Annotated in this window: 17 protein-coding genes and 1 tRNA gene; 9 read left to right on the top strand and 9 right to left on the bottom strand. The window is 65.6% G+C overall.

The window, feature by feature from the left end; translation table 11 throughout:
• Positions 1 to 40: 40 nt before the first annotated feature.
• Positions 41 to 580: an HD domain-containing protein gene (locus AC07M9_RS15275; protein WP_494884762.1), complete on the bottom strand. Its 540-nt coding sequence runs from the start codon at positions 578 to 580 to the stop codon at positions 41 to 43.
• 176 nt (positions 581 to 756) lie between these two features.
• Here AC07M9_RS15275 and AC07M9_RS15270 point away from each other — a divergent pair, with 176 nt between their 5' ends.
• Positions 757 to 2,898, top strand: a complete 2,142-nt coding sequence (locus tag AC07M9_RS15270; RefSeq protein ID WP_494884761.1) for a phosphocholine-specific phospholipase C — start codon at positions 757 to 759, stop codon at positions 2,896 to 2,898.
• A gap of 183 nt (positions 2,899 to 3,081) precedes the next feature.
• Here the strand turns inward: AC07M9_RS15270 and AC07M9_RS15265 are convergent, their stop codons facing one another.
• From AC07M9_RS15265 to AC07M9_RS15250, 4 genes are all read right to left on the bottom strand, one after another.
• A complete protein-coding gene (locus AC07M9_RS15265) occupies positions 3,082 to 5,664 on the bottom strand; it encodes a TonB-dependent receptor (protein ID WP_494884760.1) in 2,583 nt (860 codons plus the stop codon).
• A gap of 198 nt (positions 5,665 to 5,862) precedes the next feature.
• The gene (locus AC07M9_RS15260; protein ID WP_494884759.1) at positions 5,863 to 7,173 is read right to left on the bottom strand and encodes a DUF5690 family protein; all 1,311 of its coding nucleotides are present in this window, start codon (positions 7,171 to 7,173) and stop codon (positions 5,863 to 5,865) included.
• Positions 7,170 to 8,012, bottom strand: coding sequence for a phosphonoacetaldehyde hydrolase (phnX, locus tag AC07M9_RS15255; protein ID WP_494884758.1), 843 nt, complete (start codon positions 8,010 to 8,012; stop codon positions 7,170 to 7,172). The genes AC07M9_RS15260 and phnX overlap by 4 nt, the downstream gene beginning before the upstream one ends.
• Positions 8,012 to 9,160 carry a TIGR03364 family FAD-dependent oxidoreductase gene (locus AC07M9_RS15250; protein ID WP_494884756.1) on the bottom strand — a complete coding sequence of 383 codons (1,149 nt, stop codon included), beginning with the start codon at positions 9,158 to 9,160 and terminating at the stop codon, positions 8,012 to 8,014. The genes phnX and AC07M9_RS15250 overlap by 1 nt, the downstream gene beginning before the upstream one ends.
• 128 nt (positions 9,161 to 9,288) lie before the next feature.
• Here AC07M9_RS15250 and AC07M9_RS15245 point away from each other — a divergent pair, with 128 nt between their 5' ends.
• The 6 genes from AC07M9_RS15245 to AC07M9_RS15220 all read left to right on the top strand — a co-directional run bounded on the left by AC07M9_RS15245 (position 9,289) and on the right by AC07M9_RS15220 (position 18,723).
• Complete coding sequence (locus tag AC07M9_RS15245) at positions 9,289 to 10,173, top strand: LysR family transcriptional regulator (RefSeq protein ID WP_494884754.1); 885 nt, start codon at positions 9,289 to 9,291, stop codon at positions 10,171 to 10,173.
• A 183-nt stretch (positions 10,174 to 10,356) separates the two neighbouring features.
• Positions 10,357 to 11,703 carry an MFS transporter gene (locus AC07M9_RS15240; RefSeq protein ID WP_494884753.1) on the top strand — a complete coding sequence of 449 codons (1,347 nt, stop codon included), beginning with the start codon at positions 10,357 to 10,359 and terminating at the stop codon, positions 11,701 to 11,703.
• A 10-nt stretch (positions 11,704 to 11,713) separates the two neighbouring features.
• The gene (locus AC07M9_RS15235; protein ID WP_494884751.1) at positions 11,714 to 12,970 is read left to right on the top strand and encodes a TetR/AcrR family transcriptional regulator; all 1,257 of its coding nucleotides are present in this window, start codon (positions 11,714 to 11,716) and stop codon (positions 12,968 to 12,970) included.
• A gap of 284 nt (positions 12,971 to 13,254) precedes the next feature.
• A complete protein-coding gene (locus tag AC07M9_RS15230; RefSeq protein ID WP_494884749.1) occupies positions 13,255 to 15,468 on the top strand; it encodes a TonB-dependent receptor in 2,214 nt (737 codons plus the stop codon).
• Positions 15,469 to 15,475: 7 nt separating this feature from the next.
• Complete coding sequence (locus AC07M9_RS15225) at positions 15,476 to 17,557, top strand: phosphocholine-specific phospholipase C (RefSeq protein WP_494884747.1); 2,082 nt, start codon at positions 15,476 to 15,478, stop codon at positions 17,555 to 17,557.
• An 881-nt stretch (positions 17,558 to 18,438) separates the two neighbouring features.
• Positions 18,439 to 18,723 carry a hypothetical protein gene (locus tag AC07M9_RS15220; RefSeq protein ID WP_494884746.1) on the top strand — a complete coding sequence of 95 codons (285 nt, stop codon included), beginning with the start codon at positions 18,439 to 18,441 and terminating at the stop codon, positions 18,721 to 18,723.
• A gap of 198 nt (positions 18,724 to 18,921) precedes the next feature.
• Here the strand turns inward: AC07M9_RS15220 and AC07M9_RS15215 are convergent.
• From AC07M9_RS15215 to AC07M9_RS15200, 4 genes are all read right to left on the bottom strand, one after another.
• Positions 18,922 to 18,997: transfer RNA gene (locus AC07M9_RS15215), tRNA-Lys, on the bottom strand.
• A 29-nt stretch (positions 18,998 to 19,026) separates the two neighbouring features.
• Positions 19,027 to 19,530, bottom strand: a complete 504-nt coding sequence (gene folK, locus AC07M9_RS15210; protein ID WP_494884744.1) for a 2-amino-4-hydroxy-6-hydroxymethyldihydropteridine diphosphokinase — start codon at positions 19,528 to 19,530, stop codon at positions 19,027 to 19,029.
• Positions 19,531 to 19,532: 2 nt separating this feature from the next.
• Positions 19,533 to 20,396: an N-carbamoylputrescine amidase gene (gene aguB / locus AC07M9_RS15205; RefSeq protein WP_494884743.1), complete on the bottom strand. Its 864-nt coding sequence runs from the start codon at positions 20,394 to 20,396 to the stop codon at positions 19,533 to 19,535.
• 48 nt (positions 20,397 to 20,444) lie between these two features.
• Positions 20,445 to 21,299: a class I SAM-dependent methyltransferase gene (locus AC07M9_RS15200; protein WP_494884741.1), complete on the bottom strand. Its 855-nt coding sequence runs from the start codon at positions 21,297 to 21,299 to the stop codon at positions 20,445 to 20,447.
• Positions 21,300 to 21,414: 115 nt separating this feature from the next.
• Between AC07M9_RS15200 and msrA the strand changes: the two genes are divergently transcribed.
• Positions 21,415 to 21,945 carry a peptide-methionine (S)-S-oxide reductase MsrA gene (gene msrA / locus AC07M9_RS15195; protein WP_494884739.1) on the top strand — a complete coding sequence of 177 codons (531 nt, stop codon included), beginning with the start codon at positions 21,415 to 21,417 and terminating at the stop codon, positions 21,943 to 21,945.
• Positions 21,946 to 22,202: 257 nt separating this feature from the next.
• Positions 22,203 to 23,297, top strand: a complete 1,095-nt coding sequence (locus AC07M9_RS15190; protein WP_494884737.1) for a choice-of-anchor A family protein — start codon at positions 22,203 to 22,205, stop codon at positions 23,295 to 23,297.
• The last annotated feature ends 75 nt before the right edge of the window (positions 23,298 to 23,372 follow it).

Genomic DNA, 23,372 nt, shown 5'->3' with positions numbered 1-23,372 from the left:
TGTCATCAGGCGGGCGATTTTGCTTGGCAACCCACGAATCTCAGCGGTGCGTCATCAGCCCCCCAAGCAATTGGCGGTAGCTTTCCAAGTCAGGCACGCTCCAGTCATGACGCTTGCCGTGATCGTCGTAGCGACGCAGCCTGACCGAGGATTTGAACGACGGATCGCTCTCGAATTCGGCGATTTCCTGCAGGTTCATGGGTCCACCCTGCAAACGCAGACTCAGCACGGAAGCGCCGCTTAGGGTTTCCGTATAGCCAGGCTCGACAGCGCACAGATAGCGTTTCGCGGCCACATGCAGACGCACAGGCTCCGTTACTTCGGGAGGGAAATGGTGGGCAAGAAACACCGCCCCGCTGACCTCGTGGCGAGCGTCTATGCCATGCGTTTCAGCCGCTTCACCGGCACCGTCGATGAACTGGCCGATGTCATGCAGCAGGGCCGCCGCGATCAGGGCGTCCGATGCGCCGTCGAGCCTTGCGAGTTCGGCGCATTGCAGAACATGCTCCAACTGGGTCACGTCCTCTCCGTACCGCTCGTCCGCGAACTTCTTGATGAGGCTGAAAATCGTGTCGATCACTGGTGCTGTCATTCCTCTGGATTCGTGGATTCCGCCGCGTCGCCGATGCCGCTGCGATTCCCGCAGGCGCCCGGCGACGCGAAGCTGTAGTCAATATGTCGTATTTTTGGACTATACCAGTTTTATGGCTGGTGTGCGACACCTGATCGACCGAACGGCAAAGCGGAGCTAAAATCATGGACAAGGCCAATCGCCGCGATTTTCTGCGCATGGCAGCACGTACCGCCGGCGCGGGAACGGCCGTCGCGATGATGCCGGGCCTGCTCGACCGGGCGCTGGCGATCGAGCCGGCGCGGCGCTCGGGCTCGATCATGGATGTGGAGCACATCGTCGTCCACATGCAGGAGAACCGCTCGTTCGATCATTATTTCGGCATGTTCAACGGTGTGCGCGGCTTCGGGGACCCTCGCCCGCTGCGCCTGCCGGGTGGTCGCAGCGTCTGGTCACAGCCATCGATCCAGCACCCCGACGGCTTCGTCATGCCGTTCCACGGGGACTCGAAGACCAGCCGCTCGTTCCTGGTCGACGGCGCGGAGCAGTCGCACGTCGAGAACATCCACATCTTCAACCACGGCCGCTGCGACCGCTGGGGCCACACCGGCGAACTGCACAACCGCATGCTCCACTACGGCGCGGGCGACCTGCCGTTCTACTACGCGCTGGCCGATGCCTTCACCATCTGCGACGCCTACCACTGCTCGACGATGACGCAGACCTACCCCAACCGGATGCACCTGTTCACCGGCTGCAATGGCGGCGGAAATACGGGCGGCGATCCCGAAATGCGCAACTACGGCGAGGACGAGACCCCCAGCGCCGACATGGCGACCGATAAGCCGCTGCGCCCCGGCGCCTACGGCTGGACCACTTATGCCGAGCGGCTGCAGAAGGCGGGCGTCAGCTGGAAGGTCTACCAGGAATACGACAACTTCGGTGACAACCTGCTGTCGGTCTTCCCCGCCTTCCGTCCCTGCCCGCGCGATTCCGAACTCTACAGGCGGGGCCGGTCGTGGGTCAGCGAACACGAGAGCGGCGCCGACCGCACGCGCTCCGACGGCGAGCAGTTGGTCGAGGCTTTCCGCCGCGACGTTGAAGATGGCACCCTGCCGCAGATCTCGTGGATCGTGACCGCCGCCGACCTTTCGGAGCATCCCACTGCGGAACCCTCTAAAGGCGAACATGTCACCGCCGGCCTCGTCGCCGCGCTGGTCGACAATCCCGAGATGTTCGCCAAGACCGCCTTCATCCTCTGTTACGACGAGGCCGGCGGCTTCTACGACCATGTACCGCCGCCGGTGCCGCCCGTGGGGAAGTACCGTGGCCACAGCACCGTGCCGCTCGGCGGCGAGGCCAAGGATTATAGCGGCTCCGGCAAGGCGGACGACGCGGTGCACCCGGTCGGCCTCGGTATCCGCACGCCCACCGTCATCATATCGCCCTGGACCCGCGGGGGGAATGTCTGCTCGCAGCTGTTCGACCATACCTCCGTGCTGCAGTTCATGGAAAAGCGCTTCGGGGTAAAGGAAACAAACATCAGCGACTGGCGGCGCTCCGTCTGCGGCGACTTGACCTCCGCGTTCGATTTTTCGGGCGGCGCGCGGACCGGCGCCGTGCCGCTGCCCTCCACCGCCGATTTCCGCGCCCGCGTCGCCCGGTCTGCCGCCGGGACCGCCAATGCCATACCCGGACGGCAACGGCCCACCGTCCAGATGCCCGGCCAGCGCCCGCACCGGCCCCTGCCCTATCGCTTTTCCACGCAAGGCCAGGTCGGCAAGGATGGCCGCCTCACGCTGCTGCTGGCGAACGACGGGTCTGTCGGTGTTACCTTCACCGTCCACGACAACACCGACCGCCAGGAGCCCTGGCATTACACCATCGGCGCGGGCGACCGGTTCGAGAGCGGACAGTGGCACGATGCCGGGCCGCTCGACAGCTACGACCTTACCCTGCGCGGGCCCAACGGCTACTGGCGGCGCTATGCAGGGGCGTTGAACGAGGCTGCCTCGGCCGAGGTGCTATGCCTGGACGGGACGAACGCCGTGGCGCTGAAGCTGGTCAACGAAACCGATATACCGCGGACGTTCCGGATCGCCATGGACGCGGCGTACCCGGTCAAGGGGCCGCGCAAACGCACAGTCACCTTGCCGCCACGCAGCTCCAAGGTCGATCCGTGGACTCTGACGGCCAGCGATGACTGGTACGACCTCGAAGTTCGCGTGGACGGATCGGAAGGCTTCCTCCGCCGCTTCGCGGGGAAGATCGAAAGCAGCCGGGCAGGACGGACCGACCCCGGCATCGGCGTGATGCGCACCGCCTGAGCGCATTCAGTTGATTGCGTGTAGCACGACGTCCATTTCCGGCTGGCGTGCTGCCCGTTCATTCGCCGATTTCAAGGCTCAGAACGATTTCGGGACCGACGACGCATATCCATATAGGCGTCTAGCCATATCCGCTGCGCCAGGGAAAGCGTGAGGGTCCGGTCAGACCCCCACGCCGGCTCATCAAAAGATGGAGGCCTTGACGCCCAGCACGAAGCGCGGACCGTAGTATTCGACCTGGAGCGGGCGCTCCTTGTTGCCAAGATAGTAGTGCAGCTTCTGATCGGTGAGGTTGCTCGCCTCGCCGAACACGGTCACGCGGTCGGTGGCGTTCCAGTTCACCGTCAGGTCGAGGCTCGTGTAGGCGCCGTAGTAGCTGTCGCTGTCGGCATCCGCGCCGTATTCCTCGATGTAGGCGCCCTTGTAGTTCATCGCTAGGCGCGTGGAGAAGCGGCCGTCGTCGTAGTAGACGGCGAGGTTGGCGAGGTTGTCCGCCTGGCGCGGGACGCGGACCGAGCGCCCGTCCGGCAGGGTGAAGTTCGAGCGGATCAGCGTGTAGTTCGCATTGACTCCCAAGTTCGAGAGGAGGCCCGGCAGGAAGCTCAATCGGGTCTGGGCGTTCAGTTCGAAGCCGTAAAGGTCGCCCGCCGCACCGTTGGCGGGAGCGAGGAAGGTAACCCCGTCGATACCGCGATAGGTGCCAACGCGGCGGCTGTCGTAGATCGGGTCCGAGATGCGCCTGTAAAATGCGCCGGCAGAGAGAACGCCATCGTTGCCGAGATAATGCTCGAACAGCACGTCGGCGTTCCACGAATAGGTCGGCTTGAGGTCCGGGTTGCCGCCAGAGAACTCGAGGTCCGCCTCGCTGAACGCGCCGCCGGGTGCGAGGTCGCCGAAGTCCGGGCGGGCGAAAGTGCGGGTCAGCGCCGCCCGCAGGTTGCTGTCACCATTGATGTGCCAGGTCGCGTGGACCGAAGGCAGGACGGCGAGGTAGTCGTTCGAGCTGCGGGCATTCTCGAGCCCGCCGTTGACAAGCACCTGCCCGTCCACCGTGGTCCTGGTGTACTCGACGCGCACGCCGCCGAGCAGGGTCAACGCATCGCTGGGCGCCCAGGTACCCATGACGTAGCCAGCTGCCTGCTTCTCGTAGAGCCGGAAGGTGCGACCCAACGCACCGCCGTTCTCGGCCGTGGCGGAGCCGGCCTCGTCGAGTACAAGATTACCGCGATTGGCGAGATACCAGTCGACGAGGTTCTGCTCGCTCACCACCTGCGAGAACTGGCCGGCGTATTGCTGTCCGATCGGCAGTTCATCGAGGTAGCCGCCGCGCCCCGGCTGGTTCATCAGCGGGAAGTTCGCGAGCGTCGGCACCGGCCCGGCGGCGGGGTTCCAAGTATAGAACAGGTCCTCGAAAGTCGCGTCGCGCAGCTTGTCCCGGTACTTGCCGCCGGCCTTGAAGGTCAGCGTGTCGCTCGCCGGGACGGTCAGGTTGCCTTCCAGCACGATGCGGTCGGTTTCCTTGACGCGGATCTTGTACAGCTCGACGTTGGCGAGGCGGGTGAGCGAGGGGTTCATCTGGAAGCTGGAGGGCAGGTGGTTGCTGATCGCATCCGCGGGATCGGTGCCTCCGTCGATCTCGTTGTAGGCGAGGTTGCCCGGGCCGCGGTTCTCCAGCCCTTGGTAGCCGACATTGCGCTGGTCGAAGCGGACCACGAAGTAGCTGTTGTCCTGCCCGTCGGGCGTGTCGCCGTAGCGGAACAGGTTCTCGTAATGCGAGACTTTCCAGTCGAACTTCGCGCCTCTGCCGCCCAGCATGTGAATACCCCCCAGTTCGCCGCCCGACAGTTCGGTGATGAGGGTGTTGAAGATGTGCTGTACCTCGACTCGGTTGGAGGCGAAGTTAAGGCGGTGCTTGTAATGCGTCTCGTCGTCGCTCAGCGAGCCGTAGGTCCCGCGCGCATAGATCTTGCCGCCGTCGTCGAAAGCATATTCGACCGCGCCGTTGATGCCGGTGGTTTCGCGCACGCCGGTGTAGTCACGCAGCTCCAGGCGGGTGATGCCGATGCCGTCCCCGCCCCGGCGCGGCTCGTAGTTGTCGGTCGCCCAGTGGCGCTTGTAGTACGTGCCGGTGAGCACGAAGCCCAGCTTGCCGATGCGGTCGCCGTAGAGCGCGGTGGCGAGGAAGCCGGCCTTGTCGGCTTTCTCGGAGTAGTTGGCGCCCGCCGTCAGTTGCAGCGTGCGCTCGTCAGGCGCGGTCTTGGTTATGAAATTCACCGAACCTCCAATGGCGTCCCCTTCCATGTCGGGCGTGACGGCCTTGGCGACGACGACCTGCTCGATCAGTTCGGAGGGAAAGAAGTCGAACGCGGTGGCGCGGCTGGTGGTCTCCTCCTCGGCGGTGGGCAGGCGGTTGCCGTTGATGAGGGTGGAGTTCCACTGGGAGGGCAGGCCGCGCACCGCGACGAAGCGGCCCTCGCCCTGGTCGCGCTCGATCGAGACGCCGGGCAGGCGCTGCACCGCCTCGGCCGCGTTGCGGTCGGGCAAACGGCCGATGCCGTCGGCGGTGAGCACATTGACGATGTTGTCGGCGCGGCGCTGCTCGGCGATCGACTTCATCTCGCTGGCGACGATCGTGCCGGTGACTACGATCTCGTTCGAGGGCTCCTCGTCCGCCGGCAGGCCCTGCGCCTGTGCGGCCGTGGCGACAATCATCGCGCCGAGGCTGGTGCCGATGGCGGCGACTTTCATGATTGCGAACCTGTTCATTGCTTCACCCCGATTATGACTGGCTGCGCAGCAAGTCCGCCAGCCTCGGGAAATGAGTTGCCACGGTAGCATGGCAACAGACCAATTCATTGGATGCATCGCAGCAATAGACGCCCAATAGAATCATTTCTGAAAACGGAAAACTCGCCATGCATATTCATGACGAGAGATGTTTTAAGCCGGACAGGAATATGGGACCTATATTATTGACAACTTTTTTCGGAAGTATAACGCCGACAAAGCCATCATCATTATGCAAATCGCAGAGGATGCATAGGCAAGCCAGATGAAAAAATGCAGCCAGTCGAGCGTGACGCCCGGCACATTGCGCAGCAACGTCAGGGCCACGCTCCCGGCATAGCCCGAAGCGTCGGCGACGTAGATCAGAAACCCTGCCGTCCCCGCCGTCCTGCTCGCCGCCACGAGCCGGTCGAACAGCATGGCGTTGAACGGCGCGTAGCCGAGATAGAGACCGAGGCCCGAGAGGATCATCCACACCAGCGGCGAAACCATCCCGAACTGGAAGGCCAGCGTCGACAGCCCGATCAGCAGCCCGCCGCCCATCACGATCGCATGGACCGCCATCAGCGCGCGGCGGTTGTCGCGCACCAGCACGAGGCTGGCGAGGATCAGGAGCGTCACCACCGCGACCGGCACTTCGCTGGCCGTGAAGACTTCCGAGACACCGGCATAGCCAAGCTCGGTCCATATCTCGGCGGCGAAGTTATCGCGCAGGTCGCGCAGTGCGGTGAACAGCACGTAGGCGAACACCAGCAACGCCACGCCGGGACCGTACTCGCGCAGGAAGGCGCGGCGTGCCTCTGCCGGCATCGGCGGGCGGGCCATGCGCTCGGCCTGCTCCTCCGGGCTGGGCGGAGGCAGCTGGGCAAGCCCGATCACCGACACCAGCAGAAGCGGAAAGAACAGCAGGCCGGTCGCGGCGGGCATCCAGAACTCGCCGACGTGGACGACGGTCATCAGCCACAGCCCGACCGATTTCACCACGCCCGACGAGACGATGAAGCTCGCACACAGGATCGCCGCCAGCACTTCGCTGGTTCGCCGCCCTTCGATATAACCGAAGACGAGGCCCCAGATCATGCCCAGCGGCAGGCCGTTGAGGAACAGCGCGCCGACCTTCCACTGCGTCGGCAGGACCGCGAACAGAACCAGCGCCGCCCACGAGAACGCCACGAGGCCGACGATCGCGACCCCGCGCCGGGACGCCGCCATCTCCGAGACGACCTTGACCCCGATGAGTTTGGACAGCGCATATCCCGCAACCTGAGCGATCACGAGCGCGATCTTGAAGTCGATCACGCCTTCCCAGCCCTGCACATCGGCATAAGTCGCCGCCGTGAACGGCTTGCGGAACGCGTACATCGAGAAATAGGCGGAGAAGCTGGCCAGCCCGCCGTAAAGGGCCAGCGCCCACGGATGCCCCTGCGCAAGCCACTGCCGCAGCGAAGTCGGCCGGGCGCCTGCGTGGTCCGCCGCCAGTGTGGTCACGGCAAGAACCGGGTCGGCGCGGCGCCCGGCACTTCGCCGCGCTCCAGCGCCTTGCCGATGGCGGCGACGGCGAGGTCGAGGCGGGCGACGCTCTCGATGACGAAGTCGGCCCCGGCCGCAGAGAACTCGGCAACGACGGATTTCATGCGCCCGGCGCGCTCGTCGGGCGAAAGGGCCATGAAGGCCGCATGGTCGAGACCGACGCCATTGCCCGAGCCCGCCAGTCCCACGGTCCACATCCCGGCATGGCGGCCTGCCTCGATGCCCACCGGCGCGTCGTCTACCGCGATGCAGGCGGCGGCGGGCCACACGCCCATCTTGACCAGCGCCTTCCACAGCATCAGCGGCGCGGGGCGGCCCTGCGCGGTCTCGCCCGCGCAGACGATGACTTCGGGAGTGTAGCCCTGATCGGCGGCGGCGGGGACGATGTCCGCCATCATCGTGCGGGTGTAGCCCGTGGTCGAGCCGACGCGGATGCCGCGTGCCCGCAGCATTGCAAACGCCTCGGCCGCGCCGGGGATGAGTTCGCGGCAGATCGCGGCGCATTCCTGCATCGCGGGCTCCAGCCGCTCCATCAGCGCATCGACCTCGGCCTCACCCCAGTCGCCGCCCTTGGCCTCCCGCCAGCGCGCGGCGATCGCGGGTTCGGTGAGCATGGCGACGACGTGCTCGCGCTTGGCCTTGCCCATGTAGCGGCGGATCACCGGCTCCTCGACCTCGACGCCGGCCTCGCCGAAGACGCGCTCCATCGCCATGACAGGCGCACGAGAGCCGAAGTCGATCATCGTGCCGGCCCAGTCGAACAGGACGGCGGCGACAGGCGAACGGGCGTTGGACATCATGCAAACTCCTTGATGGGGGTGTCGATCGCCGCGCCAACCACCCGCTCGCCGATAGCGAAGGCCGTGGACATGCCCGCGCCACACGTCACGACGGTGACATGGACGCCGGGAGCGACTTCTCGGGTGAACCAGTTCTGCCGGGGCGATGAGGCATAGACGCCGACCCAGCGCTCGACGACCTGCGGGGCGGGGCCAAGCACGGCCTCGAACTCGTCGAGGACGAGGCGGTCTATCGCTTCGTGATGGAAGGGGTCGGGCGCATCGCCATAGTCGTGGCTGTCGCCAACGACGAGCGAGCCGTCCGCCGACTGCACCGCGATCAGGTGCACTCCGGCGTCGAGCTGCGCGCCTTGCTCGGCGCGAAGCTCCGCCATCAGCGCCGCCGCCTCGGGCAGCGCGGAATAGCCCTCGTAGCGCGCGAGGCCGAGGTCGCTCATGACAGGACGCGCGAGGCGATATCCGGGCGCGGCGAGGCGCATCATCTGCAGCTTGCAGCGGGTCACTTCGTGCTTTGCCATGACGTGGGGAAACAAGGCATTGAGGTCGTCGCCGGGACAGATGAACACCGTCTCGGCGCGGTACGCGCCGCCGCTGGTCGTCACGCACCCCGTCTCGCAATGCAACACCGCGTCAGGTGCCGCGAAGGTCACGTTCATGTCGCGTTCGAGCCACGCCGAAATCGCCGGAATCGCATCCCTCGCCTCGACCCGCAGTTCGTGTGGGCTCACCAAAGCCGCCTCGCAGGGGGAAAACGGCGTCGAGGTGTCCAGCCTGCGCAGTTCGCGGTCCGAAAGCAGCCTGCACCCCTCCCCCATCTCGGTTTGCATGAACGACTCCAGCACCGCGGCGGCGGCTCGCCTGCGCACCGGCAGCACGAGCCCGTCCTGCTCGATGCCGATCCGGGCGCGCGGCGCCACCTGCGCCCAGATATCCCGCGCCCGGCGGGCAAGCGGCCACATCTCGCGGCGTTCCTGCCCTGTGACGGTGACGAAACCGAAGTTGCGGATGCTCGCGCCGGTGGCCCGGGCATGGCGGTCGATCACCACGACGCTCTTGCCTGCCCGCGCCGCCGCCAGCGCATGGGCCAGCCCCACTATCCCACGGCCGATCACCGCGACGTCGAATTGAATGCTCGTACCCGACATTGTCTGCCTGTGACCGTCCTGTAACAATCATGCGTCACATGCGGTCTGGGCCGATCGCCCGATCAAGGCCAATGCATCCGGGGAATGGCGACCATAGACGGCGCAGCCCAAACCAGAACCGAGGGTCCGTGAGCGTCAATTTCCTCCATCTGCGTTCCTTCTACGCAGTCGCGTCCGAGCGCAGCGTCAGCAAGGCTGCGCGCCGCCTGAACATCTCGCAGCCGACGTTGTCCAAGCAGCTCAAAGCACTGGAGGACCGCTACAAGGTCAAGCTGATCGAGGGCATGCGCCCGCCGCTGACCCTCACCACCGCCGGCCGCGCGCTCTACGAAAAGGCGGAGCGCCTGTTCGGCATCGCCGACGAGATCGGGGCGTTGCTGGGCGAAGACGATATCGACAGCGGCGCGCTGCTGCGCCTCGGCACCGATTCTCCGCCCTACGCCGCGGAGTTCATGGCAGCGTTCCAAGCCGCCGTGCCTGGGGCGCACTTTCGCGTCACGATCGCGAACGCGGTCCAGACCAACGAGTTGCTTCTCAAAGCCCAGGTGGACATCGGGATCATATGCGAGCCGCCTGTGCAGAACGACTACACTTATGCCCCGCTATATCAGGACAGGCTGGTCGCCATCGTGCCTGCCGCCTGGCCGGACGGCAACGCTCGCACGTTGCCGCTCGAGCGTATCAGCCAGGAAGTCGTACTTGTGCGTGAAGCCACTTCCAGGACCCTGGCAGCAATGAACCGCCTGCTCGCGGACGCTGGGATCGCTCCGGGCCGGACGATGGAGCTCCATACTCGCGAGATGATCCGCGAGGCGGTCGCCCATGGCCTTGGCATAAGCCTGATGTTCGCCAAGGAATGCCCGCCCGACGAAAGGATAAGGGTTCTCCCATTGGAAACGTCGTCTTCGCTTATCGATGTGAAGGGCTATCTGGCCGTGCGCACGGAACGCAAGCGCATGCCCCTGATTCGACAGTCGCTCGATATCGCGCGCGCTTTGAGTGGGCGCGTCTGATATTGAACGATAAGCACTGGCAAGCAACGCGATAAGTTCGTGCCTATGTGAAATCGCTGCCTACTTCTCCACGACAGTGTGGTCGGCTTCGCGCGGCGTCCATGGTCATGCCGATGTCATCACTCTGGGCAAGAGACGTGGCGAGGGGAATCGCACGGTGCGGTTCCATAACGAGGGTCGCAGGTGCCAGACGAACCGATCAGTCGTCTCGGCTGGGTGAAGCTCGGCATCTTCTCGTCGCCGGTACTGGTGTTCCAGGCCATCGAATTGCCCTGGCGGATGTTCCTGCCGCCGTTTTTCTCCGAGACCGTCGGGCTGGGCCTTGCCGCAACCGGCGCGCTGATGATGTGGATCCGGCTGTTCGACATGGTCGCCGATCCCCTCGTCGGCTGGGCAAGCGATCGTTTCCCGACCCGCTTCGGCCTGCGCCGCCCGTGGATGGTGGCCAGCCTGCCGCTGATCGTCACGGGCACCTGGCACGTGTTCCTCGCCAGTCCCGGCACCGGCATCGCGACCATCGCCATGTGGTGCGCGGTTATGCACCTGGGCTACACGCTGATGGTCGTGCCCCATGGCGGCTGGGGCCTTGAACTGTCGGACGACTACCACGAGCGAACGAGGATCATGGGCGCGAAAGTGTGGTTCGCGGCCGCCGGGATACCCCTGATCATCCTGCTGCCGGCGATGCTGGAGCGCCTGGCGCTTGCCGACCGCGCCGGACAGATGGCGGCGATGGGCTGGATTGTCATCTTGCTGGCACCGGTGTCGGTGCTGCTGGTGCTTTATGCGATTCCCGAACCGGGCATCGATCATGGCGCCTCGCGGCGCACCCCCAGCCCGTTTCGGCAATTCGGCGCCATCCTTGCCGACCCCGCGCTGGTCAAGGTCCTCGTCCTATATGCCCTGGTCGGCGTCGCGGACGCATCCGGGGCCGGCACCTTCGTGTTCTTCGTGGAGCGGGTCATCGGGCTCGACCGCGTGGCCGGATTGCTGATGTTGATCCAGGCGCTGGTCGCACTCATGGCCCTGCCGGGGTGGCTCGCGGTCAGCCGCCGGCTGGGCAAGCAGAGCACGCTGGTGCTGGTCTTCGCGTGGAATGCCGTGTTGGCGCCGGTCGCGCTCCTGCTTCCGGCCGGAAACGTCTGGCTGTTGGGCGGCTTCCTGTGCCTGCGCAGCCTGTCGTGGGGCGCCGACTACATGCTGCTGCGAGCCTTGGTGGCCGACATCGCCGGGCGCGATGGACAGGGCGACGGCGCCAGCCGGTCGGGCAGCTACTACGCCCTGTTCAACGTCACTTTGAAGCTGGCGGCGGGGCTGGGCATCGGCGCGGTGCTGTGGACCGTCGCCATGGCGGGTTTCAGTGCGACAGGTCCCAACGATTCCGCGGCGCTCGAAGCGGTGCGGCTGGTCTACGCGCTGCCATCTTGCCTCGCCGGACTGCTGGGCGTCGCCATCACCCTGCTCCATCGTTCCGACCGGTCGATACTTCCGCGCGATCCCTCGCTGGCGGTATCGCGGCCCATCCTTTAAGCGTGCGATCATGGCCTCAGCGTCTTCTCCCGTCACGCCCACCGAAACCGACCTGCGCCAGCGGATCCTGGACGAGGCGATCGGCCTCCTGGCGTCCAGCGGCATTCGCGGCGCGACCCTGCGCGATGTCGCGGGCCGGTGCGGTGTCGGACTCGCGGCGATCTCCAGCCAGTTCGGCAACAAGGACGCGCTCATTGCGGCCTGCTTCGCCGAAGTGGTGCGCAGCGATATCGACAGGCTCGGCGCCATTGTCGCCGAATGCGCCGCGATGCAGGTGCCGGGCGATATCCTGCCCTCGTTCCTGTGGGTCGCCTGCGAGGAAGCGGGAGGCCTGCGCCGCACGCAGATGCTGGTGCTGCTCGAGCTCCTGCTCTGCGCCCCCGCCTCGCAGCAATTCGCGCCGCTGTGCCGCGAGTGGCTGGTCGCTCGCCGCGACGCGCTGCGCCGCGCGGGTGCGGCCGCCGGCATCGATCCGCTGGCGATGGACGTGCTGGGGCTGCACCTTTTGTCCGAAAGCAGCTTCGCGATCAGCTGCGCAGCATCCGCCAGCTATCTCCACCTCGCGCGCGCCGGCTTCCTCGAAGCCGCGCTGCTGCTGACCGGGCAGCACAGCCCACCCGAACCGCCGGCGATGAAGGCGCTCGCCAAACGCTTCTTCGCCGACCCCGGCAGCACGCCGTCCAGCGAGGAGGCCGCGCCAAAAGGACGCGGCGCGGAGAGCCGGGCCCGCATCGTCGATGCCGCCGCCTCCATCATCGAAGCGGACGGGCTTTCGGCGATCACCAACCGCGCGGTGGCGGACCGGGCCGGCGTCTCGCTGGCGTTGACCACCTATCACTTCAAATCGATCACCGACCTGTCGTTCAGCGGCATCGTGCGCGTGTTCGAGAAGGTCAACGCGGGCTTCACGGGCGCGCCCGCCGAGGCGCCCCAGGTCATCGACGCGGTGGAGCGGTTTCGCATCCGCCAACCGACCGGAGTGGAGAAACTGGCGAGCCGGGGCATGGTCGAGATATCGATGGCGGCGGCACGCGGGCTCGCCGATCCTTCGCTCGGCCTCGCGATCCGGCAGCAGCGCGGTACGATCACTTACGCCGGGCTCGACAAGGCCGCGCGCGAGCAAGTGACGCGCATGCGCGCCGCCTCGCACGCACTGTGGGCGTCCATGGGGCTCATGGTTTCGGTAGCCGTAGAGGACATCGACGAGCTCTACGAGCTTGGGGCCATGGCCCGAATCGCGGGCCGCAGACTGCTCGCAAAATCCTGAACATTTGTTTTTCGATCGCCGGCCCAGTTCTTGTGACGAGTTGGTAACGGCGCCGCGAAATCAGAAATACACAATATATTCGCGATTTCAGCCACTTGCCGAAATCCTGCACATTTGTCTCGATCTGTCACAAAAGTTGTACATTAGTCTCCTAGATGCCGCTCATCAGGTTCTCGGGGAGTTTCGAAATGCGCATTAAACCAATGAAGATGGCACTCATGTCCAGTGCCGCGTCAGCTGTACTTCTGTTTTCCCATGGCGCCCACGCGCAATCGGCGATGCCGGTGGCGACTGCCGACGCCGCTGCCACCGCTGCCGAGGGCGCCGGCTCCGCCGCCGAAGCCCAGGGCGAGATCGTCGTTACCGCGCAGCAGCGCGAACAGCGCCTCGTCGACGTGCCGGTGCCGGTCACCGCGCTGTCGGGCAAGCTGCTCGAAACCTTCAGGATCCAGGGCATGGGCGAGCTTTCGCTCTATACGCCCGGGTTCTTGGTGCAGGAGCAGAGCGTCCAGCGTTCGGGCTTCAATCTGCGCGGCATCACCGCCGACGACTCCAGCCCGGTGTCCGAGCCGACCATCTCGGTCTTCGTGGACGGCATCGACAACAGCCGCCAGGGCGGGGCGATTTCCGAACTGCTCGACGTCGCCAACGTCCAGGTGATCCGCGGGCCGCAGGGCACGCTGTTCGGGCGCGGCTCGGTGATCGGCGTGCTTTCGGTGGAAAGCCGCCGCCCGACCAATGACTTCTCCGCTTCGGTCAGTGCCGAAGTCGGCTCGTACGACCTGTTCAACGTCACCGGCGTCGTCAACGCGCCGATCGTGGACGACAAGCTGGCGGTGCGCGCCGCCGTGCGCATCAAGAACCGCGACGGCACGGTGCGCAACCTCGCCATCCCCGGCGGCAAGCTCAACAGCATCGATACGTTCTACGGCCGCGGCACGATCCGCTTCACGCCGACCGAGCGGATCACCTCGGACCTGATCTTCACCTATCAGGAGGATCACCCCGACGCGACGCAGTTCAAGTCGATCGTGTTGGCCCCGGAAGGCGGCGACACCAGCCCCTTCACCGCCGCCGCGCAGGACCGGCCCGACCAGGGCATCGACCGCACCGTGTTCGGCGTCACCTGGGACAACCAGATCGAGCTGTCGGACAGCCTTGCCTTGCGTTCCTTCACCGGCTTCCGCCGCGTCAAGGCGGCCGAGCGGTGGGACGGCGACGGCACCGCCTACGCCTACATCATCGGCGACCAGAACACGCTGCAGAAGCAGTACAGCGAAGAAGCGCGCCTGACGTGGTCGCCCGACCCCAGCTTCACCGTGATCGCCGGCGGCAGCTGGTGGCACGAGAAGGTGGACGACACGATCGCGCTGGGCGTCAACGAGCAGTACCTGCTTGGCAGCTTCCCCTCGATCACCGCGCCGAACAAGCCGATCGTCGCCGCGACCAGCTACATGGGCCTGCCGGTGACGTCGCTCAACTACAGCGGCATCACGCGCCTCAACGACCGCACCAGCCTGTCGGGCTACGTCAACGCCTCGAAGACGTTCTTCGACCGGCTGACGCTCGACCTAGGCCTGCGCTACACGCATGACGATGCCACCACGTACGCCTCGGCGGCACAGACCACCGCGGGCGGCATCGCCGGTGTCGCGCAGCCTGCCGGCATCTTCGGCAACAGCGGCGGCAACGTATCGTCGAAAAACCAGAAGTTCGGCTTCTGGACGCCGCGCGGTGCCATCTCGTTCAAGATCACGCCCGACCTCAACATCTACTTCGGCGTGGCGCGCGGCACGCGTTCGGGCGTGGTCGATGCCTCGTTCAGCACCAAGGTGGTGCAACCGGTGGCGACCTGGAACATCGTGAAGCCGGAAAAGGTGATGAACTACGAAGGCGGTATCAAGGCCAAGATCGGCCGCATCAACGCCGATCTCACGCTCTACAAGTACGACTACACCAATCTGCAGGTGCGCGACACGTCAACGGTGCTGGGCACCATCAACAACGCGGGCAAGGCGAGCGGCAAGGGTGTCGAAGCCTCGGTGCGCGGCCCCGTACTGCCCGGCCTCGATGTGATCGCCAGCTATGCCTACAACGACAGCGGTTACACCTACTACGTGACGGCGGGCGGCGCCGACTACTCGGGTAACCAGTTCCGCCTGTCGCCTCACCACAAGGCCTCGCTGGCCGTGAACTACGAGCATTCGCTAAGCGACGCAATCGTCGGCCACGTTCGCCTGACGCAGTTCTGCCAGTCCAAGACCTTCTTCAATGCCGACAACAAGCCCTACGAGAGCCAGAAGGGCTACGCGACGACGAACATCGGCGTGGGTATCGGCGACGAGCGCGCCGGCTGGAGCGTGGAAGGCTACGTCAACAACCTGTTCGACAAGGACTTACTGCTCGACCTCGGCAACACCGGCAAGTCGTTTGGCCTGCCGACCGCCATCCGGGGCGAACCGCGCATCGCCGGCGTCCGCTTCCAGCAGGACTTCTGAGGCAGCCATGCCCAGCACGCCCAGCCGCCGCCGCTTCCTCCAGGGAGCCGGGGTCGCCGTGGCCGGATCGATGCTGCCTCCCAGCATCGCCCGCGCCCTCGCCATCCCCGCCGACCGCCGCACCGGCACGATCATGGATGTCGAGCACGTCGTCATCCTGATGCAGGAGAACCGCTCGTTCGATCACTACTACGGATCGATGCGCGGGGTTCAGGGGTTTGCCGATCCGCATCCGGTGCCGCTCCCCGGCGGCAGCGAGCCGGGCAAGCGACTGGTGTGGGACCAGCGCGACAAGGAGGGCCAGTCGATCCCGCCCTTCCACCTCGACTCGCGCACGACCGCGGCGCTCAAGGTGGCGGACCTTCCGCATAGCTGGAAAGACGCCACCGGGGCGTCGCGCGGGGGGCGCTGGGACGACTGGATCGCCTGGAAGACCCCGCTCACCATGGGTCACTACCGGCGCGCCGACATCCCGTTCCAGTACGCGCTGGCCGAAGCCTTCACAATCTGCGACGCCTATCACTGTTCGGTCCACGGGCAGACCAATCCTAACCGCCTGTTCGTCTGGGCCGGCGGCAACGACCCGAAGGGCAAGGGCGGCGGCCCGGTGACCGAGAACACCTCGGGCGTGGCGATGGACTACAAGGCGGTGCTGACGCCGGAAATGAAGGTTCAGGCTGATCGCTACAAGATCGACCTCACCAACTACGGCAAGGGCCCGCGCTACACCTACACCACCTATCCGGAACGGCTGGAGAAGGCCGGGATCAGCTGGAAGGTCTACCAGGATCCCACAGACAACTTCTGGGGCCTGACCAACCCGGCCGTCGCCTTCAAGGCCTACAACGACGCCAAGCCGGGAGAACCACTCCACGATAAGGCGATGGCCCGCGCCACCATCGAGGACCTCAAGGCCGATGCGCTGGCGGGCCGCCTGCCGCAGGTGATCTGGATCGCCTCGCCGCAAAGCGCCAGCGAGCATCCCGAAGGCTCCAGCCCGGTCGAGGGGGCAGACTTCACGTCGCAGGTGCTCGATGCCCTGACCGCCGATCCCAAGGTCTGGGCCCGCACCGTGCTGTTCCTCAACTTCGACGAGAACGACGGCTTCTTCGATCACGTCACCCCCCCGGCACCACCAGCGCTCAATCCCGACGGCAGCCGCGCGGGCGATTCGACGGTGGACTTCAGGGACGACATCCACACCGACGGCCTGGCCTATGGCCTGAGCGTGCGCGTGCCGATGACGGTTGTATCGCCGTGGAGCACCGGCGGCTGGGTCAACTCACAGGTATTCGACCATACCTCGGTGATCCGTTTCCTCGAACAGCGGTTCGGGGTGATGGAGCCCAACATCACCCCCTGGCGCCGCGCGGTGTGCGGCGACCTGACGAGCGCTTTCGATTTCTCCAAGCCGGTCGCCGGTAAGCCCGTCCTGCCCGACACCAGCGACGCCATCGCCCGCGTCAAAGCGGCGCTGCGCCTGCCCAAACCAACGCCCCCCGTGCTAGGGCAGGCGCTCTACCAAGAGCCCGGCATCAGACGCTCGCGCGCCTTGCCTTACGCGCCCTCGATCAAGGAAGTGCCGTCGGCCTCTGGCATGGAACTTAGGTTCTGCAACGAAGGTGCTGCGGCGATCGTTTACCAAGTTCATGACCTAGAGAAACTGGACCTGCCGCCGCGGCACTACACGGTGGAACCGGGCAAGGAATTGCGCGGTACATGGCCGGGTTCCGAATACCATCTGCAGGTCCGCGGTCCGAACGGCTGGTTTCGCGAACTGGCCGGCGACACGAGATCCGGCCTCTCCACCTCGCTCCACCCGACGCCAAAGGACAAGGCGATGATCCTACACATCGAGAACGCGGGCGGGCAGCAGATTTCGCTAGAGTGCCGTGATCTGTTGTCGAAGCAGTCTGACAGGCATGTAGTCGCCCCACGTGACGCCAAGGCAATTCGCCCCTACTTTGCAAAGGGTTCAGGCTATTGGTATGATCTTGAGGTGGTTGATCCGGCTAGCGGCTTCCTACGCCGCTTGAGCGGGCGCATGGAAACTGCGGAAGACACGATCAGCCGGCCACCGACACCCTGACAGAAAAACAAGGAACCGAGCGCAAGACAATTGCAATCAGGTCGCCGCTGCTCGGTCTCGCGAGTCATGGTCAAATGCCCGCTCCCCTCGGAGCGGACATTTCTGGATAAGCATTTAAGGGCGGGAAATGTGAAGGGTTTCGGGCGCTTGCCTACGAAAGCCTCCAGTGCAGGAAGCCGCCGGCCCCATGCGCTGGTCTATGGATAAAAGGGCTGTGGGACGGTTCTGGCGGGTAAACGCTTCCGGTTCGAAGTCCCGCTACTAGCCGGATCAACGTGATTTCTTGTGGTGTCAGATTGCGAGCGACGTAGGTTTTGCTGGCCGCTGTGCCCTGCGCCCGGCTCAATTTCGGGATGGGCACGCCTGGGTCATCAGCCGGGACGCAGCGACCGCGACCGTCGTGCGGGGTGAACCATACCGGATCATGGCGCGTATCTCCCGGCCGAGAATGCTGGCGCCGGTGGTGCGCGCCGGTGGCACCAGCGGGCGAAGGTTTCGATGATGGCAGCTCAGCGAGAGTTGGGAAAGCTTCAGCCGCTATGTGAAGCATAGTTCACGCTTCATTTCCTGCGAGAAGACGAGCGTTCCCGCGGGAGCCGGGACCTTCAAGGCGATCCGTTCGTCCCGGCAACTGCGATGTTCGACCTGCTCGGGCAAGCTGTCACCTCAGCCAGCCTCATCCACAGGCTCGCTACAAAGACCCGCATCTACCGGGCACGTGCAGTCAAAGACGGCATGCCTTGGCATCGTAAGGCCGCAGATCTCGCCTTCCCCCCGGAAAGCGACAATGGCCCGCCCGCGGGTAGGATAAATCCCGCCGGAATCGCCGTCTTCTAAGGCGCGCCTAACTCAGAAACACCGCTGCATGAGGCCTTGCGCGCGTGACGGCGCGGGATGGCCGCGGGCATATCGATTACGTCCCCGCCCAGATCGTCACCGAATATTTTCGCCGAGTTTTCAGGGTCGGCGACGATGCGCCCGATGGGATTATTTATACGAGGACGTGCAAGACTACCGGGCGCAACATCGTCCTGTTCGTCGACCGTAACGACATTGAAGGCCTGTCGCACTGGGGCAAGACGCTTCGCTTCCGGCCCCGGCTAAATCAGCGCTTCGAAATTACTGCCACTGACGGTTTCGTTCAGTCATGGGAGGAGGTGATCTGAAGCTGTGGAGCGGCGTGCGAATGTGACCCCGCAGCAGGGTGATCGGGTCATCAAATCTGCCATGGGACGACCGACAAGCGCGAAGCCCTCGTCGAGTGCTGACACGCATCAGCCTCCAAAAGTCGGCAAAAAAAGGGGAATACCGTGGGACGCACTTCCCGCGTCCCGTTCACCAGTTCCAAAAACCGTTGGAAACCATGGTGAGCCCTGCTGGGTTCGAACCAGCGACCTACTGATTAAAAGTCAGTTGCTCTACCGACTGAGCTAAGGGCCCCCGAGACCGCTGGGCGGTGCAGGTGGGGGTCACCTAGGGGCGCAGCGCGGCTTGGTCAAGCGGGCTCGCAGGTGTTGGATGCTCAGGCCGGTCAGGGGATCGCGCCAGCGGCCGGCGATCGTCGCGGCGGGGTCGAGGACGAAGCGGCGGGCGCGGAAGGACGGGTGGGGGATCACGAGGTCGGTCTCGTCGCTGGCGAAGGCCCCACCGTTCCACAGGACGATGTCGAGGTCCAGCACGCGGGCGCCCCAGGCGCGGCCGGTGCGGCGGCGGCCGAAGCGGTGTTCGATCTTCTGCAGTTTCTCCAGCAGTTCTTCGGGGTCGCGCTTCGAGCGGACGAGGGCGACAGCGTTGGCGTAGCGGCGGCGGGAGGGGCCCATGGGGACGGTCTCGATCACGCGCGAGGCGGCTAGGACGTGGAGCTTGCCGTGGTCGAGCGCCTCGAGCGCGGCGGCGAGGACGCGGCGCGGGGTGCCGTGGCGCGGATGCCGCATGTTCGAGCCCAGCGCCACGAGGTAGCGGTGCTTCGCCAAGCTCAGATATCCTGCGCGATACGGGTGTAGAGCTGCGGGCGGCGGTCGCGGAAGAAGCCCATGCCGGCACGGTGGCGCGCCGCGCGCTCGAGGTCCAGCGTGGATACGAGGACGCCGGTTTCATCGCGGCCGAACTCGGCGAGATAGTCGCCCCATTCGTCGGTGATGAAGGAGTGACCGTAGAAGGCCTGCTCGCTGCCGCATTCGGTCTCGGCGCCGATGCGGTTAGCGGCGATCACCGGCATGCAGTTGGAGACCGCGTGACCGACCATCGCGCGGCGCCACATGCGGCTGGTGTCGAGCGTGGCGTCGTAGGGCTCGGAGCCGATCGCGGTGGGGTAGAACAGCAGCTCCGCGCCCATCAATGCCATGACGCGCGCGCATTCGGGGTACCACTGGTCCCAGCAGATGCCGACGCCGATGCGGGTCCCGAACAGGTCCCAGACCTTGAAGCCGTCGTTGCCGGGGCGGAAGTAGTACTTTTCCTCGTAGCCGGGGCCGTCGGGGATGTGGCTCTTGCGGTAGGTGCCCATGATCTCGCCCTCGGCGTCGATCATGGCGAGGGTGTTGTAGTAGTGGTGGCCGTCGCGCTCGAAGAAGCTGGTCGGGATCGCGACCTTCAGCTTCGCCGCCAGCGCCTTCATGGCGATCACCGAGGGATGCTCGGCGGTTGGCCGGGCAAGCGCGAACAGGGCCTCGTCCTCGACCTTGCAGAAATAGGGGCCGGAGAACAGTTCGGGCGGCAGCACGATCTGCGCGCCCTTGCCCGCCGCTTCCTCGACGAGCGCGGAAACGGCGGCGATGTTCTCGCCCTCGTCGGCGGAACCGAGGGCGAGTTGCAGGGCGGCGACGGTGATCTGGGTCATGCCGCCCCAGTTATGGTTTGCACCGCCGGAAGTCCAGACTTCGCGCCCTCAGTCACGCTTGCGGAACAGCAGGGTCATGCGGTCGCTCTCGCCGATGGCCTGGTATTTTGCCTTGTCCTGTTCCTTGAGCGCCAGCGACGGCGGCAGCGTCCAGACGCCTTCGGGCCAGTTCGCAGTGTCCTTCGGGTTGGCGTTGATCTCGGACCTGGCGACGAGGTCGAAGCCGCTCGCTTCCATCACGCGGATCACATCGGCCTCGCGCAGGTAGCCCTTCGAACCGTCGGTGTAGGAATAGGGTGCGTCGGCCTTGGCGCGGTGCTGTTCGATGCCGACGAGGCCGCCGGGCTTGAGGAGGCCGCGCATGGCCTCGACCTCGCTGTCGGCGATGTTCCAGTTCAGCAGGTTGTGCATCATGCGCGGGATGATGATGACGTCGAAGGTGCCCTTCTCGCCCTCGGGCACTGCGTCGAGCGTGTAGGCGGCGAAGCGCGAGGCATCGATGCCGGTGAACTTGGCGACGTCGGCGGGGTAGGCTGCGGCGGCCTTGCGGATCTTGTCCTGGTCCTTGAAGGCGCCGCGGGTGGGATCGAAGTACAGACCCACGAGGTGCCCCTGCTGGCCGAGATAGAGGCCCAGGAAGCGCGAGTACCATTCCCCGCCCGGCGCATATTCGCCGACCTTGGACTGCGGGCCGACCTGGAAGAAGCTCAGCGTCTCGACAGGATGGCGGGCGGCGTCGCGTGCGCGGTCGTCCTTGCGCAGGGGATTGGCGGCCGCGAGCTCGAGCAGTGCCTCGCAGCCCTTGCAAGCCTCGGTGGCCGCGCTCTTCTTGCCGGTATCGGCGGCGAGCGGAACGGCCACGAGCCCTATGAGCGAGGACAGTGTCAGCAGGGCGCGGCGCATGGGGTTCTCCTCCCGGGGTCAGGTGGCGCGAGACTAACCGCCCCGCGGGCAATGACAAGCGGCGAGAGCATACCTATCTACCGGCCAACTCCGACGACTTGAGGACAAGTACAAGATGGAAAAGGCAATCGTGGCTGGCGGGTGCTTCTGGTGCACCGAGGCGGTTTTCCGCGACGTGGTGGGCGTGGACGCGGTGCAGAGCGGCTATATCGGCGGCAGCGTCGAGAACCCGACCTACAAGGCGGTGTGCTCGGGATCGACCGGTCATGCCGAGGCGATCGAGGTCGAATACGATCCCGAGGTGATTTCCTATGCCCAGATCCTCGACGTATTCATGGGCACGCACGATCCCTCGCAGCTCAACCGCCAGGGCAACGATGTGGGCACGCAGTACCGCTCGGCGATCTTCCCGCTGGACGACACGCAGCGCGAGGAAGCCTCTGCCGCGATCGCCCGCTGGGACGAGGAACATTCCGGCGAGAAAGCCGTGACCACCATAGAAGGCCCCGCCCCGTGGTATCCCGCCGAGGATTATCATCAGGAATACTGGGACGGCGAAGGCCAGCGCAATCCCTACTGCCTCGCGGTGATCCCGCCCAAGCTGCTGAAGCTGCGCAAGAGCTTCCAGGACAAGGTGAAGGCCTAAGCTGAAACGTCGTCCCCGCGCAGGCGGGGACCGCTGGGAACCCTTGAGACGCGGCCTGTGCGGCAGCCACCTCCCCGCCGCCGGCCGGAAGCCCGGCGCGGCCTTGCCAGCGGTCCTCGGTCTAGCCGGGGACGACGATATAGTAGGAAACGACTTCCACACTGTTCCAACAAGGGACGGCACCAAAGTCGAGCTTCCTAAACGCATAAGTAATTCTACGAGGGCCATCGGCACTTCCGCCGATCGAGTTCCCGCCCATGGTCCGTCTCCGTACCGTTTCGCTGTCGCTGGCCGCCATGGCCGCCGTGCTCGCCGCCAGCCCGGTCCTGGCCGATTCCGCGATGATCGCCGGCACCGACGTGCTGAAGACGTGGAACCTGGTGGTACTGGGCGACCTGACCTCGTCCTCCGAGGTCGAGGGCCGCACTTTCGTCGGCGGCAACCTTAACGGTAATTCGTCGAACTACCAGATCCAGCCGATCGCCGCGTCGAGCACCGGCACCCCCGGGCTGACCGTGGTGGGCGACGTCAACGGCGGTGCCAAGAACCTCAACAACGGCTCGGGCGCGGTCGTGGGCGGCAACGTCAACAGCGGCCTCAACCTCAACGGCGTGGCGCAGACGGTGCTGGTCGGCGGCTCGATCGCCAACACCAACGTCAATCAGAACACGGTGACCTCGGGCCTCGCCGCCAGCGATCCCGCCTTCGCGCAGAACCTGACGCAGCAGAAGAGCCTCATCGAAACCTCGATGACCGGCCTCAGCCACACCATGAGCACGCAGGCCTCGAACAGCCAGCTGACCATCACCGGCAACACCGGCACCTTCAACGCCCAGCCCGACTCCAGCGGCGTCGCGGTGTTCAACATCTCCGCCGCCGACCTCGACAAGATCGGCGAGATCAAGTTCAACCTGAACGGCGCCGACACCGCGATCGTCAACGTCTCGGGCAGCTCGATCAACCTGAACGACAACTTCCTCGGCGGCACCCAGAACCTGGGCGAGCACGTCATCTGGAACTTCCCCGAGGCCACCAGCCTCTCGCTGAGCACCGCCTGGGGCGGCTCGGTCCTCGCCCCCACCGCGGCGGCCACGACCGGCAACTACATCCAGGGCTCGGCGGTGTTCGGCAGCCTCGTCCAGAACGGCGAGATGCACATCGGCACCTACACCGGCGGCTACACCGCCCCGAGCGATCCGGGCACCTCGACCAGCTCGGGCGGCTCGTCCTCGGGCGGGACGGAAGTGCCGGAGCCGGGCATGGTCGCCCTGTTCGCGGTGGCGCTCGGCGGCCTGCTGTTCTGGCGCCGCCGGCGTGTGTGGGTTGAGGTCGGTCAGGTAAGGGGAGCATAGCCCCCTTACCTCCGTTACTGTCGTCGCTACGCGCGCGAGTGCGCTGCGTACGCTTCCCGTCATCCCCGCGAAGGC

The sequence above is a fragment of the Novosphingobium sp. GW821-FHT09E05 genome (genome assembly GCF_059416165.1).
The sequence above is the reverse complement of the archived record's forward strand: the minus strand, read 5'-3'. Positions and strand labels throughout refer to the sequence as shown.